Consider the following 18341-nt stretch of genomic DNA (forward strand, 5'->3'; position numbering starts at 1 on the left):
TCCTTGCACCGTTGGTTGGCGTTATTGACTACGCCGCACTCTGGCGGATGGTTGCGTCAAAGCGGTGTCGGTCGGCGAGGAATTTTAGAGCGTTTTCAAGCGAAGTAGGCACCGGTTCGCATAGCAATCAAGCTTGCGCAGATTGCGTAGACTTATCTGCGGTAGAAAACGCGTCAAAACAAGAATCTAGAGCCCCGTTCCGATTCAATCGGAACGGGGCTCTAGGCACCGACCAGCGTTTTCGCCGGCAGCACCGCCTGCACCACGAGGCCGCGGGCGCGGGCGTCCATGACGCCGACGGCGCGCAGCGCCAGCAGCGTCACGGTCTGCACGGCGTCGCGCAGCTTGCCGGAATCGTCCTTGTTGTCAGGCGCCAGCGGGCCCACCAAAGCTTCGTGCAACGCGCCGAGCAGCGCGGTGGCGGCAAGCGCGGTGTCCTGCGCCGGCAGGTGTCCGGCGCGCACCGCGGCATCGATCCGGGCGGCGATCTCGCCGGAGATTTCGCGGCGGCTGGCAAGCCGTGATTCCGAGACATCGACATCGACCGGCTCGGCCAGAATGCCCCAGGCAAGCTTGCGCTGCGACAGCACGTGGACGGCAACCGTGGTGACGGCAGCCGCCAGCGCCGAGGACGGACCGGGCGCGGCATCCGCCGCCCGCCGGATCGCCGCCAGTTCGTCGCGCGAAACTTCGGCGATCAGCTCCGAAATCAGATCGGCCTTGGACGGGAAATAACGATAGACGGTGCCGGCCGCGACATTGGCCCGGACCGCCACCGGTGCGATCTGGACCGCGGCCATGCCGCCGTCGGCCGCGGCATCCCGCGCCGCCGCCAGAATGGCACCGCGCCGGGCTGCCAGCCGCTTCACGACCTGATGGGTTCGCCGATAAACCATGGCGCGTCTTCCGTCCCCAGCGCGCCCTGCGGAGGCCTTTGGGGGCCCTCGGAACGCGCGCTTCTTCAACATTTTGAGCGATTGAGCGCCAACCGCTTTGAAGAAGTGAACAACTATTCAGACCGCCTGACAAGACGGATTTACGAAGCTGGAATGACCACGAAAGTGGCAGCAGCCAGCGAGCGGGCTCGGGAAGCCTTAAGCGCTCGCGGCAGCCAGCACGGGCGCTGGCTCGCGGCGCCACCAGGGGCCGGCGCGGCGCAGCACCAGCGCGGCCACGATCAGCGTGGCGCCGAACCCGAGCGGCACGCCGGAGCAGATGAAGCCAACGATCAGAAGTGCGGCGCAGCCGAGCGCCGGAAGTTCGTAAGCGCGGAAGCCTTGCCTGAGACCGATGCGGACCAGGAAGGCTACGGGAATGGCGAGCACCATTACGTCGTACATGAAGAGATAGGGCGTGGTCAGCAGCGTGCCGACGGCAAGTGCGGCGGCCTTCACCGTATAGGGCACGCGGCTGCGCCACAGCAGTGCCAGCACGACGGCGACGGACGCCGTGAGCACCCACTGGAATCCCCAGGCCAGTTGTTCGGTGCCGCCGAAATACCGCACCAGCGCGAAGATGCTCTGCAGCTTCCACCACGGTGCCTTGCCCTCGGTCAGGAACGCCTGCGAGAACATCGGCATCCAGTGGAAGAAGGCCTGCCAGCTCTCGGTGCCGAACGCGAGCCAGGACACAAACACCAGCGCAACGACGGTGACGCCGGCGGCAAAGAACGCGCGCCATTGCGCGGCGGCAATCAGCACCACCGGAAACAGCAGCCCATATTGCGGTTTGTAGCTGAGCAGCCCGAGACAGATGCCGGCGAGGATCGGCCGCACCGGCAACAGATAGAGCGTGGCGCCGATCAATGCTGCGGTGAGGAAGCCGTTCTGGCCGACGAAGATGTTGCTGAACACGACCGGGACGGCGAGCGCGAGCAGGAAGCCGAAGTTGCGGCCGACGATGGCGCGCATGACCGCGAGATACGGCACGATACTGACGGCCATCCAGCCGATGAACGCGACCGCATAGGGAAACTGCGCCAGCAGCGACGCGACGAACAGGAATGGCGGCGGATAGTGCCAGGCGAAATAGCCAACGAAGTCCTGCCCCAGCAGCTCGACCTCGACCTGCTTCTGGATCACCCAGTCATAGGCCTGCGCCGGATGACCATCGAGCACCAGGCGGCCGGCAGCCCAGACGTTGACGAAGTCGGTCGGGATTCCCAAGCCGTCCACATCGTAGATCCACCAATGCGAAAAATACGCGGTCGGGAAGAACGATGCGTTGATGACGAACAGCACGAAGCACGCCTTCACCAGCGATGCGGGAATAGCGCCCGGATCCGGCGCGGTCGCGGAAGTGGAAACGGAAGCAGCCATGCGAGGTCCTCAGGGCTTGCGCGCGGCCTGTTTGAGCGCGCGCACCCCTTCAGCAATAGGCCCGGCTGCGTTGAGGAATTCTTAAGGTTTGGGAACGGAGGCGCGGGATTTTCGGCGCTCCTCAACCGCCGTCATTCCGGGGCGACGCGAAGCGGCGAACCCGGAATCTCGAGATTCCGGGTTCGATGCTGACGCATCGCCCCGGAATGACACTTACCCGCCACTCAATTCCCGGTCTGCAATTCACCGAAACGATCCCAGGTCTTGCCGTTGAAGCGCATGAACTGCATCTGGTCGACCGGCACATGGTCGGTCGGCGAGGTATTGACCTTGATGCCCGGCAGCAGCATCGGCAATTCCAGATCCCTGATCGAATAGGCCTGCTTGAGAATATTTTCGGTCGACAGATCGTCGCCGCAGGCCTTCAGCACCGCCTCCAGCGCCATCGCGCTGTTATAGGAATTAACGTAGTTGGTGTCGTGCTGGTCGGCGTCGGGAACGTATTTGGTCATGAACTCGCGCCAGCCCTTGACGCCGGCATCGTCCTTCCAGGCCGGATCGTCTGGATCCTTGACGTAGGCGGTGGAGAGAATGCCGGTGCCGGCCTCGACGCCCGCCGGCTCCATCACCGTGGAAATCCAAACCGCGACATTGGAGAGGAACGTCAGCGGCCGCCAGCCTATCTCGAACGCCTTGCGGATCGACTGCGCGGCGAATTTCGGCGTCGCCGCGATCACGAAGACGTCGGCGCCGGAGGCCTTCAGTTTCACGATCTGGGAATCGATCGTCGGATCGGAAATCTCATAGGTCGCGCCGGTGACGACGGAATCATATTTTTCGCCGAGCGCGTCCTTCAGGCCGGCGAGATAGTCGCGGCCGAAATCATCGTTCTGCGAAATCACGGCGAATTTGGCGTTCGGATTTTTCGCCAGCGCATACCGCGCGTAAAGCCGCGCTTCATAGCGGAACGGCGCCTGCACGCCGACAGTCGCCTGCGGGAATTGGGCGATGTCGGCGAATTTCGAGGCGCCGGAGGCCAGGAACAGTTGCGGGATGTTCTTGGATTGCAGGTATTTCGCGATCGCGGTGTTGTGTGCGGTGCCGATCGAGGAAAAGATCAGCGCGACCTCGTCGCTCTCCACCAGCCGCCGCGTCTGCTCCACCGTCTTCGGCGGCGCGTAGCTGTCGTCGAGCGAGATCAGGTTGACCTTGCGGCCGTTGATGCCGCCGCGCTCGTTGACCATCTTGAAGTAGCCGACCTCGCCCTTGCCGAGCGCGCCGAACGCCGACACCGGCCCGCTATAGGGCATGGTTTGGCCTATCCTGATTTCGGTAGCGGTGACGCCGCGCATTTCGGCCGAATGAGCTACCACCGGCAACATCAGACAAGCGGCGGCGCTGAGCGCGCCAAATCCCACGATCCAACGCATCGACCTGCCTCCCATGTTGCCGCCGCGCTCTGACGGCGCAGTTCCGGGCAACGCAAACATGCCATGATGCCGCGGCGGACGCCAAGCCCATTTGCCGCGCAGCTGGTGCAAAGGAGCGCGGACTACCTTGGCCGCTTGCGTACCGGCCCGGCCCTCTGATCGGTCCTCTGATCCTTGGGGATCACAAATTTCAATCCGGACCAGGTGTCGTCGATCGCGCAGACCTTGATATCGACGAGACCAAGCGGCAACGCGGTGTCGCGCACCACGATATCGTTCAGGTCGGTCACGACGCCGGAAGACTTCTTCGGCCACGACACCCAGATCATGCCGGCAGGCGCGATTACCTTGCGGTAGTCGCGCAGCTTGGCAGCTAGCCCTTTGGCTTCGGTCGCGAACAGATGCACCATGTCGAGCGGCGCCTTCGCGGCGCGCACCATCGTCACACCATCAGGCAATTTGCCGACGATGTCGGCGTAGGCGGCAGGCGCGCCGGCGCAAAGGATTCGAAAGCCCGGCTTGACGCCGAGCTTCTGCACAACCGGTTTGCCGGAATAGCCGGTCACAACCGCTGCGCCGCAACCGCGCGGGACATCAGCAATCGGACGCCCCTGCGATGAAAGGGAACGACGAAGAACAAATAGATCTTCCCGAACAGGTTATGCACCGTACAAACCGTCGATACGACGATATTAGACCCGTCGCCGTCGACAGCCCTGAGCACCGATAGCCTGAAGTCGATGTGCTTGTTGTCCCGGCCGGCGACAATTTCATTTTCATCGATGAAGAAGATCGGCCAGGGCCCGATCTTCTCGCCGACGCGGTAGGCGCGCTTGACCTCGGGATTGGTGATTTCGGCAACGGTCGGCACTTCCAGACCGGCGAGGCCGGCTACCGCGTTGCGGGCCACCAGCATCAACTTGATCCACCCCGGCTTGTGGCCGAACACCGCAAAGAAGATATCCGCCATTCCAAGGTCGGTGCGGCTGAGCCGCACCCGGTATGAATCGTGAAAATAGCAGCGCGCGATCAAGTCCCGGTCAAGCGCGCTGCTCGCGGGGACGTCACATTCGATCACGGACATGCCGAACTCCCCAACCAAGGCAGGCCATCCACAACAGAACGGGCGCCGAAGCGCCCGTTCAAAATCAATCCGATACGCGAACCGCCGCGCCTTAAGCCTGCGGCTGCGGCTCCAGGCCGGCGTCCGGATCGGGGCGCGGGCGCGACTTGCCGGCCGGCGGCACGGCAGACGCCCGCGGCGTGTTCGGCTCCAGCACCGACTCGCGATTGGGCTTCTTGCCGTCGAGCAGGTCCTGAATTTCGTCGCCGCTCAGCGTTTCGAACTCGAGCAGACCCTTGGCCAGCGCTTCAAGGTCGGCGCGCTTCTCGGTCAGGATTCGCGTGGCTTCGTTGTAGCCTTCTTCGACAAAACGCCGGATCTCGGTGTCGATCTTCTGAACCGTGGCTTCCGAAGCGTTCTGGGTGCGGGAAACCGACATGCCCAAAAACACCTCGTCCTGGTTTTCGCCGTAGGACACGGTGCCGAGCGCCTCGGAGAGACCCCAGCGCGTCACCATCATGCGCGCCAGCCGTGTCGCCTGCTCGATGTCGGACGATGCGCCGGACGTCACCTTTTCCTTGCCGAACACCAGTTCTTCGGCGACGCGTCCGCCCATCATGATCGCGAGGCGCGAGGTCATCTGCTCGAGCGACATCGACAGCTTGTCGCGCTCGGGCAGCTGCATCACCATGCCGAGCGCACGTCCGCGCGGAATGATCGTGGCCTTGTGGATCGGATCGGTGGCGACGACGTTGAGGCCGACGATGGCGTGGCCGCCCTCGTGATAGGCCGTCAGCATCTTCTCTTCCTCGGTCATGACGAGCGACTTGCGCTCGGCGCCCATCATCACCTTGTCCTTGGCCTCTTCGAACTCGGCCTGCGTCACCATGCGCTTGTTGCGCCGGGCAGCCGTCAGCGCGGCTTCGTTGACGAGGTTCATCAGGTCGGCGCCGGAGAAGCCCGGCGTGCCGCGCGCGATGGTCTTGAGGTTGATATCCGGCGCCAGCGGCACCTTGCGGACGTGAACCTTGAGGATCTGCTCGCGACCGACGACGTCGGGGTTAGGCACCACCACCTGGCGGTCGAAACGGCCGGGACGCAGCAGCGCGGGATCGAGCACGTCGGGACGGTTGGTGGCCGCGATCAGGATCACGCCTTCATTGGCTTCGAAGCCGTCCATCTCGACCAGCAACTGGTTGAGGGTCTGCTCGCGCTCGTCATTGCCGCCGCCGAGACCGGCGCCGCGATGACGGCCGACCGCATCGATTTCGTCGATGAAGATGATGCAGGGCGCGTTCTTCTTGGCCTGCTCGAACATGTCACGGACACGGCTGGCGCCGACGCCGACGAACATTTCGACGAAGTCCGAACCCGAAATCGTGAAGAACGGCACGTTGGCTTCGCCCGCGACCGCGCGTGCGATCAGGGTTTTGCCGGTGCCGGGAGGGCCGACCAGCAGCACGCCGCGCGGAATCCGTCCGCCGAGGCGCTGGAATTTTCCGGGATCGCGCAGAAACTCGACGATCTCCTGCAGGTCCTGCTTGGCCTCGTCGACGCCGGCGACGTCCTCGAACGTGACGCGGCCATGCGCTTCCGTCAGCATCTTGGCGCGCGATTTGCCGAAGCCCATCGCCTTGCCGGCGCCGCCCTGCATCTGCCGGGACAGGAAGATCCAGACGCCGATCAGTGCGATGAAGGGCAGCCAGGAGACCAGCAGCGACACGAACCACGGCACGTTGTCGCCGGGCGGCTTCGCGGTGATCGAGACCTTGCCGTTGTACAGGCGCGAGACCAGCGTCGGATCGTTCGGCGCATAGGTCTGGAACGAGGAGCCGTTGGTGAAGGTGCCGTGAATCTCCGGCCCCTGGATCACGACGTCGCGCACATGGTTCTGGTCGACTTCGCTCAGCAACTGCGAGAACGAGATGTCCTGCGAGGACGCGCGCTGACCCGGATTCTGGAAAAGCGTAAACAGTGCCAACAGCAGCAAGACAATGATGACCCAGAGGGCGAAATTGCGCAGATTGGCGTTCATTGAACTTCCTTCGTGGTCGCGCGGATCGCGGCCTTATGTCCTTGGCAGTATCCCTTGGGTAGCCACGAGGGAATCCCCGGATAACTGGATACAATCTAGGTGGCGCCCCGGGCGATGCCAAGGGAACGACGCAGGACTATTTAACGCATCCTAGCGCGATTCCCGGTCAAATAATGGCGTTGTTTCAGTAGTTTTTCGGGGGTGGTTAAGGTTGCCGGCCCCGTTGGGCCGGATATCGCCACGTCGGGCTCTCCCTCATCCCGTTTTGCCACGACGCGGCGGTGCCGGATCGACGTGAATCCGGCCGCCGGCGAGCCCGATCACGGCCCCGGCAAGGGTTTGCTTCAGCCTCGGCTGGCCGTCCGCAATGGCCCGATCCAGGGCCCCCAACAGCGTCTCCAGCTTGCCAAGTTCCACCGGCCCCTCGTGACCAACGCGATCGATCGCCCGCTTCAGCAGCCGGAGCCGGATTTCCTCAGTCAGGCTCGCAAACGCTGTAGCGTCGAACCCGAAGCGCGAAGCGTCGTTGCGATCCCTCAGCGCCAGATAACGCTCAGCGCCATCGGCCAGCACCTCGATCGCGGCATTCGCCCGTGCCAGCCGCGAGGCCAATCGCGCCAGGTTGCGGCTGTCGCCGCCCTCCTCGGCGAGAACAGGCATCAGTGCCCGCAAGCGAGGGCGGGTGTAAGCGGCGTCGCGATTGGTCGGGTCGTCGGCGAAGGCGATCTTCGCCTTGTTCAGCGTCGCGACGAGCTGTGATTTCGGGACGTCGAGCAGCGGCCGCGCCAGAAGCACACCTTCGCGCTCGCTTTCCCGCGCCATCGCGGCGAGGCCGGCAATGCCGCTGCCGCGCAGCATCCGCATCAACAGCGTCTCGGCCTGATCGTCGCGGGTGTGCGCGGTCAGGATGTGCGTGGCGCCGCCGGCGCGGGCGGCCTGTGCCAGCAACCGGTAGCGCGCGGCGCGGGCCGCCGCCGGCAATCCGGTCTTCGGCTTGACGCCGGTCCAGCGCAGCGTGCGGTGGGGCAGATCGAGCTCCTTCGCCAGCCGTTTGACGTCACGCGCCTCGCGCGCGGCTTCGCTGCGCAAGCCATGGTCGACAGTAACGGCGATCACCCGGGGGCCGCGCGTCATGGCACGGCGCCAGCGCGCCACGAGCCACATCAGCGCGATCGAATCCGGCCCGCCGGAGACCGCGAGCAGAAGCGCGGGCGCGGCCTTCCAGTCCGCGAACAGGCGCTTGGCCTGGTTTACCGAAATCGGGGAATGGTCGTCGTCGGGCATGGCGGCGCCGGCTTATGCGAGGCCAATAGCGACCTCGACCAGCGGCAACGTTAGCACTTAACCCGCTTTTGCTCACGGTCGACTGCGGCTTTGACGCCGGTCGAGGCCCGCGGATATTTCCGCGTCACTTCGCCGAGTGCGGCGCAGGCGGCTTCCTTTTCCTTCAGCGCCGCCAGCGACTGGCCGAGCCGCAGCAGGGAATCCGGCGCCTTGGCGGACTTGTCGAACTTGGTGGTCACGCCGAGAAAGGCTTCCGCCGCGTCGCGATACTGCTGCCGCTGGAAGTAGCTCTCGCCGAGCCAGTATTGCGAATCCGCGATCAGGGGATCTGACGGATATTTCTGCGCAAAGTTCTTCATGGTCTCTTCGGCCAGCGCGTAGTCCTTGCGCTGCATGTAGCCGATGCCGAGATCGAACTCGTCCTTGGGCGTCGCTGACGGCGGCAGCGTGGTCAGCGCCGCACTGGCGGGGCCGCGTGGCGGCGGCGCGCCGCCCGGATCGCGCGGACTGGTGGCACCGAGATCGAGCGGCTCGCCGGCGCCGCGTCCACCGGGAGCGCCGACCGGCGCTTCGTTCGCAATCGGCAATTGACCGCCGCCCAACGCACGCGGCGCACCGGGAGCGCTGGGATTCTGGTTGGGGTCGAAGGCATCGCCACGGCGGCGGCCGCCCGCCTGGGGCGCGGCCGGCTCCTGAACGATTGGCGCAGGCGCCGCGATCTGCTGCTGGTCGTAGCCCGGCTGAGCTTGCGGGTAGCCCGGCTGGCGATAGCCGGGGTTCGGCTGGACCGGCGGCAGCGCGGCCATTCCGGGCTGCGCCGCTTGGGGTTGAGCGGCCTGCGGCGGGCCACCAGGTGCGGCCGGCGATGCGCCGAGCTGCCGCAGCCGGTCTTCGAGCTGCCGGTTGCGGTATTGCAGTTCCTCGTTCTGGCCGGTCAGTTGCCGGAGCTGGTTTTCCAGCCGCTGGATCCGCATTTCCGAGTCGGGATCGTCGGATTGCGCAAAGGCCTGGGAGGACAGAACCAGCATCGCGGCGATGGCCGCAGCGCCGGCAGCTCGGGGAAATCTGGATGACATTTTGCCCTGACAATTAGATCGCGTTGAACCGCGGAAACGCTACGAACTGAGGGAGGGAGTACGCCGGAATTGTGACTGGCGTTTCCGAATCCGCACGCTGGATTACGCTATGGTTTAGTATCGGCTTCAAAACAAGCAAGCGTGATCGTCGACCGCTCCGTTCATCTAGCTGAAGGAAGCCAGCCCATGCATGTGTCCGTGAACGGGGTGCGGCTGTTCTTCGACGTCGAGGGTGCGAAGTTCGTCCCCGACGGCCCCGTGATGCGGGAAAAGCCGGTGCTGCTGATGCTCCACGGCGGCCCCGGCGCCGACCACTCGATCTACCGGCCCGCCTACTCCTCCATGGCCGATATCGCCCAGATCGTCTATCTCGACCATCGCGGCAACGGCCGCAGCGAGGACGGCCCGCGCGAGCGCTGGAATCTGGCGCAATGGGGCGACGACGTGCGGGCCTTTTGCGAGGTGCTCGGCATCACCGATCCGATCGTGCTCGGCGCCTCGTTCGGCGGCATGGTGGCGATGGCCTACGCCACCCGCCATCCGGCCCACCCCTCGAAGCTGATCCTGATCAGCACCGCCGCGTCCGGCGCCGAACATCTGAACCGGCGCATCGAACTGTTCGAACGTTTTGGCGGCCCGGAAGTGGGCGCCCTGGCGCGCCGGCGCTTTCTGGAAGTACAGGGCCACGACCAGGCCTCGCTCGACGCCTGGGGACGGCTGGCTCTACCGCACTACTTCCGCAAGCGCCGCGATCCGGATACGGCGCGCCGCGCCATCAATCGGTCAGAGGTCTTGCATTGGTTCACCCGGCCCGGCGGCGAAGGCAATGGCTTCGACATGTCCGGCGATCTGCATCGCATCCAGTGCCCGACGCTGGTGCTCGGTGGCGAGGACGATCCGATCCATCCGATCGAGAGCCAGGCCGATATCGCCACTGCGCTGCCGGCGCATCTGGTGCAGTTCGAACGGTTTACCGATTGCGGCCACGCGGTCATGCCCGATGCGCCCGAGCGCGCGACCGCCGTGATCCGCGACTTCATCGTGCGCTTAAAATAAAACCGGCGCCCGAAGGCGCCGGTTGGAATTCGGAGTGAGAACGAACGCGTTACGAGCTGGCGTTCAGCACGGTGACGGCGCGGCGGTTCTGCGACCAGCAGGAGATGTCGTTGCAGACCGCGACCGGGCGCTCCTTGCCGTAGGAGATCGTGCGCATGCGGTTGGCATCGATGCCGCGCGAGGCAAGATAGGTCCGCACCGACTGGGCGCGGCGTGCGCCGAGCGCGATGTTGTATTCGCGGGTGCCGCGCTCGTCGGCATGGCCTTCGATGGTGAAGGAGTAGCGGTTGTAGGTCTGCAGCCACTGCGCCTGCTTCTCGAGCGTGGCGATCGCCTGCGGGCTCAGCTCGGTCTGGTCGCTTTCGAAGAACACGCGGTCGCCGACGTTGACCACGAAATCCTGCTGGCTGCCCGGGGTCGCAGCACTGGCCATCGCGCCTTCGGGGCCGAGGTTGTTTTTGGCGCAGGCGCCCATCGACAGCGCCACGGCAAGCACCGCAACCAACTTCCAACCCTGGAGGTTACGCATTTGATATGTCATTCCGGAGCCTCCACGCTCACGTTTTCGAACTGTCTTCCGGTCTACAGGTCGATGGTTAAGCGAACGTTCCGTCAACCTTGATGGGATGTTGCCAGACCCACTCAAATGCCGACGAACGACGAAAAGCGACCGTGATAGTTAATGGTTTGTAAATGTGGCGCGATGGTGAAGGCAAGCGCGTTCAAGGCCTGAATCACCGGATTTCAGGCGTTCGCCGCGCCGGTTTTGCACCAGGCGGCTGAATCGGCGTTCATACAAGCGGGATCTGCCGGTTTATCTGCCGACCGGCTGGTCCACAGACCAGATCCGGCCGGTTCAGGAACTCGGAACGATGGAAGCGCGCTCGTAGGAGGCCGTGGGATCCTGCGAAGGCTGCTGCTGGCCCGGGCGCTCAAACAGCATCCGACGCTCGAACGCGGTCGAACGCAGGAACGGATAACGGGCAAGCACCGGTTCCCGCACCGTCGGCAGATGCGCAGCCATCAATCCAACCGGCTTCACCAGGCCCGGATACAATCGCGGCTCGCACCAGGTTTCCTGCAGGAACACCCGACGGTAGAATGCCTGATGCTCCGGACGAACGATCGCTAGTCCATAATCGGCGTTGAAGTAAACGCCGGCCATGGAACCGAGCCTCACGGTCACATAAGGCAGCTCAGGGAAATTACGGGCCTTGTCGGGGTCTGCGACGAAGCGGGTTGAATCGATGAAGATCCTGCCCTTGTCCAGCTCAGGATGCAGCACATCGCCGAACAGTTCGACCGAAGGCGACAGCCGCCATTCGGACGTCAGCACGCTGATGCGGATCGAGCTGTAGAGTTCGCCGTTGAAGTAAACGCCGAATGTCCACGCGTTGGGAGCGTCTTCGTAACTGTCTACCACGCGCTGGTCAGCAGAAGGACGGACGGCACCCTCGCGCAAGTAAGCCCGATAGCGCAGCCTGTAGATTTCGTCCTTTTCCTCTGGCGTTGTTGCAAGACGGTAGTCGGCTTGATTTAGCCAGTCCGAACTCCGCCCCGTGGCCGTCGTGGATGCCTCGGCCGGGGACCTCATGCAGTACTCCTAACACTTACAAGCAACTTCTGCGAGCGGTCTAAATATTAACAGCTTGTTAACGAGATTGCAAAGCCATCACGTCATTAGGGTTAACCTGCCGCCGCAGCATCTCGAACTTTAGGTTGCGCCAGCTCGCCTCAACCGTCAAGCGATAGAGCGGGATGGAACCAGCTGCAAGGGGTCGTCGGGCAGCCGCCGGCCGTGCGACACGTTCAGGAGCTGGCGGATCCGGGCCGCCGGCACTGGCCGGCTGAACAGGTAGCCCTGCACTTCGCTGACCGTGCCGTCGGCGCTGATCAACTCGAGCTGCTCGTTGGTTTCGATACCCTCGACCACCACCGACATGCCGAGGTCGGCCGACAGCCGCGCCACGCCGCGCAACAAGGTCAACGGGCGATGGCTGTCGATCCCTTCCAGGAAGGAGCGGTCGATCTTCACCTTCTGCAATGGGAAGTTGTGCAGATAACTGAGGCTGGAATAGCCGGTGCCGAAGTCGTCCAGCGATATCCGCACGCCGAGCGACCGCAATTGCGACAGCACATCATGTGTCATTTGCGTATTGCGCAACAGCGAGGATTCCGTGATCTCGATCTCGACACGGTTCGCCGGCAGGCCGGAGACCTCGAGCGCGTAGCGGACTTCGCTCAGTACATCGCGCTGGTGAAACTGCTGCGGCGAAAAGTTGACGGCGACGCTGACGCCTTCGGGCCACTTCATGCATTCCATGCAGGCCTTGCGCAAAATCCAGCGGCCAAGGTCGACGATCAGGCCCATATCCTCGGCCACAGGAATGATGTCGACGGGGGAAACAGTGCCGCGAACCGGATGATTCCAGCGCAGCAGCGCTTCGCAGGTGGATATTCTGCCCGACTTGAGGTTGACCAGCGGCTGGTAGTAGAGCTCGAACTCCTCGTTGGCCAACGCCCTGCGCAGGTCCAGTTCGAGGGTACGGCGCGCCTCGACGACCTGCGCCATCTCGTCGCGGAAGAAGCAGAAGGTACCGCGGCCATCGGCCTTGGCGCGGTACAGCGCCATGTCGGCGTTCTTGAGCAGCGTATCGGCGCTGACGCCGCGCGTGCTCATGGCGATACCGACGCTGGCGCCAATCTCGACCAGATGATTGTCGATCTTGTAGCGTTCGCTCAGCCGGTCGACGATGCGCCGGGCGAGACCCGCGGCGTCATCTGCGGAATGGATGTTCTGCTGGAACACGACGAACTCGTCGCCGCCGAACCGCGCCACAAAATCCTCGGGCCGCAGCATCTCGCGCAACCGATCGGCCACCGCGCACAGCAACTGGTCGCCGCATGGATGCCCGAGCGTGTCGTTGACCTGCTTGAACTGGTCGAGATCGACGAACAGCAGCGCCGACAATTGCTCGGCGCCCTGCTGGATCGCCAGCAGCCGTCCGATTTCATCGCGGAAATTGACCCGGTTCGGCAACGCCGTGAGTTCGTCGTAGCGGGCCAGATGACTGATGCGGGCTTCCGCATTGCGCCGCTCGGTAATGTCTTCGAGCAGCACGACGGCGCCGCCGTCCGCCATCGGCTGGAACGTCCACGACAACGACCGGCCCCGCACCACGTCGGGATCGGTCGTGATCATGTCCCGCGCCTGCGTATCCTCGATTTCCGCCAGGATCATCCGGCTGCTGGCCGGGGAGACCGAACCCGCGGCGACGCCGGCCGCCATGATGTCGGACGCTGTGACGCCCCGCTGCACCAAATCGTCGGACAGATCCATCATTTCGCTGAAGCGATAGTTCATGACTGCAAGCCGGCCGTCGGCGCGGAACATGCACAGCCCATGCGGCATGTTATTCAAGGCAGTGTCGAACTGGTTCGCCAGCGCGGCCTCGCGCTCGCGCGCCACCAATGCCCGGACAAAGATTTCCTGCAGGTTGGTCGTGATCTGCCGCAGCGCCAGGAAGAACACGCCGCTGACGCAGGCCATTCCGATGTAATAAGGCGTGCCGTGCATCGCCAGCGCGATCGAGGTCGGGCCGCAGGCGAGTGCGATCTGCACCTGGAAGATCCGCGGCCTGCCGAACGTCCTCCCGGCACCGGCCGCGACGTAGCCCGTGGTGACCGCCAGGCAGATCATGTGAGCGACGGCGTCATTGCTGCTCAGCAAGGCGACCGAACACCAGGTGCCGAGGGCTGCGGCATAGACGATCGCCCAGAATTGATAGCGCCTTTCCCAGCGTGACGCTTCATCGGCGGTCAAGGCTAACTTGCGCTTGCGGTACAGATGCATCTCAACGGCGCGAATGGCACCGATCAGCATGAGAAATGCGACGCAGGGCCAGAGCAGCATGACATCGGTCTTGAGCGCCGTCATCGCCGCCGCGAACGCAACCATCACCGCGCCCGCGAACAATGGCGCCGCGTTCTGAAACAGCGAATCGATCAGCGCCGCGTAAGTCGACGGCGAGACATTTTGGTCGTGCTCTGCGGTTTGGTTTGCAAGCTGCATTATGGGCGTACGCGATCCTGTCCAACCACGCCGTTCTACCCTTTGCAGATGAAGTCTTTCTGAGGGAACATCGTTACCGATACGTTGCCGTCGGTTTCCGGTTGTGGAAATCTGCTCGAAAAATCAGCAGGCTAGGCAACGTTTGCCGAGCCCCTGCGACGTTCTGGTTGCTGCCGCCTCGCTTCAGGACAACAGCGGGGACCACGCCGGATCGGACGCAAAACCAGGTGTGGGAACCCGCAATTCGTTGCGTCCGGAGATGTCGATGGTGAACAGCGAGGGCCCGCCACCGCCGCCGGGCTCGCGGAAGAACATCAGGACCCGGCCATTCGGCGCGAATGTCGGCCCTTCATTGTGGAAGCCCGAGGTAAGGATGCGCTCGCCCGAGCCGTCGGTCTTCATGATGCCGATCGAGAACTGGCCGCCGCCCTGCTTGGTGAACGCGATATAATCGCCGCGCGGCGACCACACCGGGGTCGAATAGCTGCCCTCGCCGAACGAGATCCGCTGCGCCCCGCCGCCGCCGGCCGGCATCACATAGATCTGCGGCTTTCCGCCGCGGTCGGATTCGAAGCAGATCTTGCTGCCGTCCGGCGCGTAGGACGGCGAGGTGTCGATCGCCGGCGTATCGGTCAGCCGGGTCGTGGTCTTCGACCGCAGGTCCATCACGAACAGGTTCGAGTTGCCGCCCTGCTGCAGGCTCATGATGACGCGCTGGCCGTCCGGCGAGAATCGCGGCGAAAACGACATGCCGGGGAAATTGCCGACGATCTCGCGCTGCCCGGTCTCGATGTTGAACAGGTAGACCCTGGGATCGCCCTGGCCGAACTCCATGTAGGTGATTTCCTGGGTCGACGGCGAGAACCGCGGCGTCAGCACCAGGTCGCTTCCCTTGGTCAGGTAACGGACATTGGCGCCGTCCTGGTCCATCAGCGCCAGCCGCTTGACGCGGCGCTCCTTCGGCCCGGTCTCGTCGACGAACACGACGCGGCTGTCAAAATAGCCTTTTTCGCCGGTCAGCCGCTCGTAGATCTGGTCGGAGATGATGTGCGCGATCCGCCGCCAGTATTCCGGCGAGGTGAAATATTGCTGACCGGTGAGCTGCTGGCCGGTGTTGACGTCCCAGAGGCGGAACTCGGCCTTGAGACGGCCGTCGCCCTGCCGGGTCATGCGGCCGGTCACCAGCGCCTGCGCGTTGATGGTCTTCCAGCTCTGGAACTGCGGCGCGGTGTCGATATTGGTGATGCGCTCGATGAAGGCGGCCTGGTCGATCGGCGCGAACAATCCACTGCGCTTCAGATTGTTGGTAATGACCTGCGCCACGCCGGCGCCGACCTCGGCGTCTCCAGGCGTGCCCGCCACGAAGTTCGGGATCGCGATCGGCAGCGGGGTGAATTCGCCCTCGGGAACGATAATGCGCTTCGGCCCCTGCGCGAAAGCGTTGCGACCGCCGGCGACAGCGCCTAGCGCTGCCATTCCGGAAATGATCTGCCGGCGGCTCAGGCGGAACGGCATGTGGGGCAATCCATTTTTGTCGGTCATCGCTTCAAGCTTTGCTCATATTGGTGATCGCGGGCCGAATGTCAGGTTTTCTGTTCGGTGAAAACCGGCGCAAAATATTTCCATTCCTCGAAAAACGCCGCGGGCAATTTATACGGCTGGCATTCGATGATCGCGCGCAACGCGCTCTCCTGATAGACGCGCAGGTAAGGCGTCGCCGGCGTGCCTTCGGGAACCGGCATGCCTTCCAGCGAACCGTCGCGCTTCAGCTTGATCGCGAACACCGCTTCGGACTTCTGCTGCTCGATGCCGCCATAGGGCTTTTTCCAGCAGCGCTCGACCTGCTGCTTGAACATCGCGCCCCAGGTCGCGGAATTGTCGGCGGCAGCACCCTTCGACAGGCCGAGGGCAGCGTTGGAATTCAGCGTGTCGCCGGTCGCGGCCTGGCGCGTCGGATCGCGCTTGTCGAGGAGAGCCGCGATCTGGGACTGATCGTAGTGCCGTTCCACGATCTTCGGCTTCACCTCAGGCGGCTTGGCGGCAGCCTGCACTGGTTTTGGCGGCGGCTTCTTTTCTTCCTTCTTGATCGCTTCGGCGATCGGATCGGGCTTGACCGGATCCGGCTTCTTCTCGATCGGCTTCGGTTCTTCCTTCGGCTTCTCGACCACCTTCGGCGGATCGGGCTTTTTCTCGACCGGCTTTTCCTCGATCTTCGGCTGTGGCGGCGGCGCGGTGTCGGTGACGACCGGCGGCTTCTCGCTGACCTTGCCGACGGCATCGTCGACCGGCTTGGCTTCGGCGATCTTGTCGACCAGCGGCTTCGGGTTTTCCTTCTTGCCGGTCTTCATGCCGGCCATGATATGGGCGAGCTGATCGGGCGAGACGACGTCCACCGGAACGGAATCTTCCGGCGTCATTTCGAGCGCGCGGGTCGAAAACGACACCATCGTCCATCCCAGCACGAGGACGTGCAGGACAACAGACGCAGCCAGTGTCTTGTCGACCTTGACCTTCAAGTTCACCTCAGGAGCCCTGCTCCGGAACGATGACGATATTCGCCTTGAACCCCGCGGTCCTAATATACCCCAATAATTTCATCATATCCGTGTAACAGACGTCTTTATCGCCACGCAGATAGACCACGCTGTCGGCATCCGACCGGGTCTCCCGGATCGCCTTGATCTTGGGCAACAGGTCACTGGACGAGATCAGCGTATCGCCCAGATAAAGTTCGACGTTCGAATTGCAGGCGCCGTTGGTGCGCTTCACCGACAGCGTCAGCGGCGGCGCATTCGAGGCCAGCGACTTGCCGCCGCTGGCGATCGGCAGATCGATGTCGATGGTCGAGGTCATCAGGGGTGCTGCGACCATGAAGATGATCAAGAGCACCAGCATGACGTCGACCATCGGCGTGACGTTGATCTCCGCCATGACAGCCGCACGACGCCGGCCGCGTCGGCCGCCACCCGACGAACCTGCCATGTTCATCGCCATGATATTGATCTCACCGATCTATTCATCATATCGCCGCTCACGCCCGCTCGTCGATCTGGCGCGACAGGATGGCCGAAAATTCATCCGCGAAACCCTCCAGGCGCTGGGCCTGCCGGTTCACCTCGGAAATGAACTTATTGTAGAAAATAGTCGCCGGAATGGCAGCGATAAGGCCGATGGCGGTGGCAAACAGCGCCTCCGCGATGCCGGGGGCGACCACCGCCAGCGAGGTATTCTTTGAGGCCGCAATCGACTGGAAGCTCGACATGATGCCCCAGACGGTTCCAAACAGGCCGACGAACGGCCCGGCTGAACCCACCGTCGCCAGCACCAGCAGCCGCCGTTCCAGCCGCTCGACCTCGCGGGCGATGGAGACGTTCATCACCTTCTCGATCCGCATCTGCAGGCCGGCAAAGGAACGGGTCTGGCTTTCGAACGAGCGCTTCCATTCGCGCATGGCGGCGACGAAACACGCCGCCATCGACTGCGTCGGCTTGGCCGACAGTGCGCGGTACAGTTCCTCGATCGATTGCCCGGACCAGAACGCCTGTTCGAAACGGTCCATGGCGCGCTTGGTGCGGGAATAGAGGATGATCTTGTCGATCGCGATCGCCCAGACCCAGACCGAGCAGGACAATAGCCCGAGCATGACCGTTTTCACGACCCAGTGGGCCTGCAGGAACAGCGCGATCAGCGATACGTCGCTGGATGCCAGCGGCAGCGCTGATTGGGCCACGTCGGCGGGATTCATAGGCGGTATCCTCTCAACGCTCTCGCTCCGGTTTGCGCATGATCTTTTCCACTTTTCCGGATCATGTTCGGTCCCAAATCTTCCGGAGCAACGGGCTGCCGGTTCCACAGCCGCGCGTCGGGCGCGGCGATATGCGCCAGCGCATGAGCCTCACTTTGCGTCACATGGGGGGCCCGCCGAAAGCCGGGTCCTGCATCCCCTGCCAACATGTCAAAACGAGGGCTATTCGCGCGTCATTACGCCTCCAACCAGACGCTACGCG

The 18341-nt window shown here is 63.7% G+C and carries 16 protein-coding genes; 1 reads left to right on the plus strand and 15 read right to left on the minus strand.

Annotation, left to right across the window (positions count from 1 at the left end):
* Positions 1-221: 221 nt before the first annotated feature.
* The 8 genes from BLS26_RS12600 to ybgF all read right to left on the minus strand — a co-directional run bounded on the left by BLS26_RS12600 (position 222) and on the right by ybgF (position 9206).
* Positions 222-896: a TetR/AcrR family transcriptional regulator gene (locus tag BLS26_RS12600; protein WP_092511493.1), complete on the minus strand. Its 675-nt coding sequence runs from the start codon at positions 894-896 to the stop codon at positions 222-224.
* A gap of 198 nt (positions 897-1094) precedes the next feature.
* On the minus strand, positions 1095-2318 hold the full coding sequence (locus tag BLS26_RS12605; protein WP_092511495.1) for a glycosyltransferase family 87 protein: 1224 nt from the start codon (positions 2316-2318) through the stop codon (positions 1095-1097).
* A 224-nt stretch (positions 2319-2542) separates the two neighbouring features.
* Entirely contained in the window at positions 2543-3700 is a 1158-nt protein-coding gene (locus BLS26_RS12610) for an ABC transporter substrate-binding protein (protein WP_244541983.1), read from the minus strand.
* 170 nt (positions 3701-3870) lie between these two features.
* Positions 3871-4314: a DUF3052 family protein gene (locus BLS26_RS12615; RefSeq protein ID WP_092511497.1), complete on the minus strand. Its 444-nt coding sequence runs from the start codon at positions 4312-4314 to the stop codon at positions 3871-3873.
* On the minus strand, positions 4311-4832 hold the full coding sequence (locus BLS26_RS12620; RefSeq protein ID WP_092511499.1) for a DUF2867 domain-containing protein: 522 nt from the start codon (positions 4830-4832) through the stop codon (positions 4311-4313). Before BLS26_RS12620 ends, BLS26_RS12615 begins: the two co-directional genes overlap by 4 nt.
* Positions 4833-4923: 91 nt before the next feature.
* Positions 4924-6846, minus strand: coding sequence for an ATP-dependent zinc metalloprotease FtsH (gene ftsH, locus BLS26_RS12625; RefSeq protein WP_092511501.1), 1923 nt, complete (start codon positions 6844-6846; stop codon positions 4924-4926).
* 255 nt (positions 6847-7101) lie between these two features.
* Positions 7102-8130, minus strand: a complete 1029-nt coding sequence (gene tilS, locus BLS26_RS12630; protein ID WP_092511502.1) for a tRNA lysidine(34) synthetase TilS — start codon at positions 8128-8130, stop codon at positions 7102-7104.
* A 50-nt stretch (positions 8131-8180) separates the two neighbouring features.
* On the minus strand, positions 8181-9206 hold the full coding sequence (gene ybgF, locus BLS26_RS12635; RefSeq protein WP_092511504.1) for a tol-pal system protein YbgF: 1026 nt from the start codon (positions 9204-9206) through the stop codon (positions 8181-8183).
* A gap of 186 nt (positions 9207-9392) precedes the next feature.
* On the opposite strand from ybgF, the gene BLS26_RS12640 reads away from it, so the two are divergent.
* On the plus strand, positions 9393-10262 hold the full coding sequence (locus tag BLS26_RS12640) for an alpha/beta fold hydrolase (RefSeq protein WP_092511506.1): 870 nt from the start codon (positions 9393-9395) through the stop codon (positions 10260-10262).
* A gap of 49 nt (positions 10263-10311) precedes the next feature.
* Here the strand turns inward: BLS26_RS12640 and pal are convergent, their stop codons facing one another.
* The 7 genes from pal to tolQ form a co-directional block, all read right to left on the minus strand.
* Positions 10312-10803, minus strand: a complete 492-nt coding sequence (gene pal, locus BLS26_RS12645; protein ID WP_092511508.1) for a peptidoglycan-associated lipoprotein Pal — start codon at positions 10801-10803, stop codon at positions 10312-10314.
* A gap of 315 nt (positions 10804-11118) precedes the next feature.
* Entirely contained in the window at positions 11119-11856 is a 738-nt protein-coding gene (locus tag BLS26_RS12650; RefSeq protein ID WP_092511510.1) for a hypothetical protein, read from the minus strand.
* A gap of 147 nt (positions 11857-12003) precedes the next feature.
* Positions 12004-14334, minus strand: coding sequence for a bifunctional diguanylate cyclase/phosphodiesterase (locus BLS26_RS12655; protein ID WP_092511512.1), 2331 nt, complete (start codon positions 14332-14334; stop codon positions 12004-12006).
* A gap of 183 nt (positions 14335-14517) precedes the next feature.
* A complete protein-coding gene (gene tolB / locus BLS26_RS12660) occupies positions 14518-15849 on the minus strand; it encodes a Tol-Pal system beta propeller repeat protein TolB (protein ID WP_092517992.1) in 1332 nt (443 codons plus the stop codon).
* Between the two features lie 68 nt (positions 15850-15917).
* Positions 15918-16850, minus strand: coding sequence for a cell envelope integrity protein TolA (locus BLS26_RS12665; RefSeq protein ID WP_092517993.1), 933 nt, complete (start codon positions 16848-16850; stop codon positions 15918-15920).
* Between the two features lie 7 nt (positions 16851-16857).
* Entirely contained in the window at positions 16858-17328 is a 471-nt protein-coding gene (locus BLS26_RS12670; RefSeq protein ID WP_092511514.1) for a biopolymer transporter ExbD, read from the minus strand.
* A gap of 37 nt (positions 17329-17365) precedes the next feature.
* On the minus strand, positions 17366-18079 hold the full coding sequence (gene tolQ / locus BLS26_RS12675) for a protein TolQ (RefSeq protein ID WP_074819449.1): 714 nt from the start codon (positions 18077-18079) through the stop codon (positions 17366-17368).
* Positions 18080-18341 lie beyond the last annotated feature (262 nt).

This window comes from Afipia sp. GAS231 (genome assembly GCF_900103365.1).
Classification (GTDB): domain Bacteria; phylum Pseudomonadota; class Alphaproteobacteria; order Rhizobiales; family Xanthobacteraceae; genus Bradyrhizobium.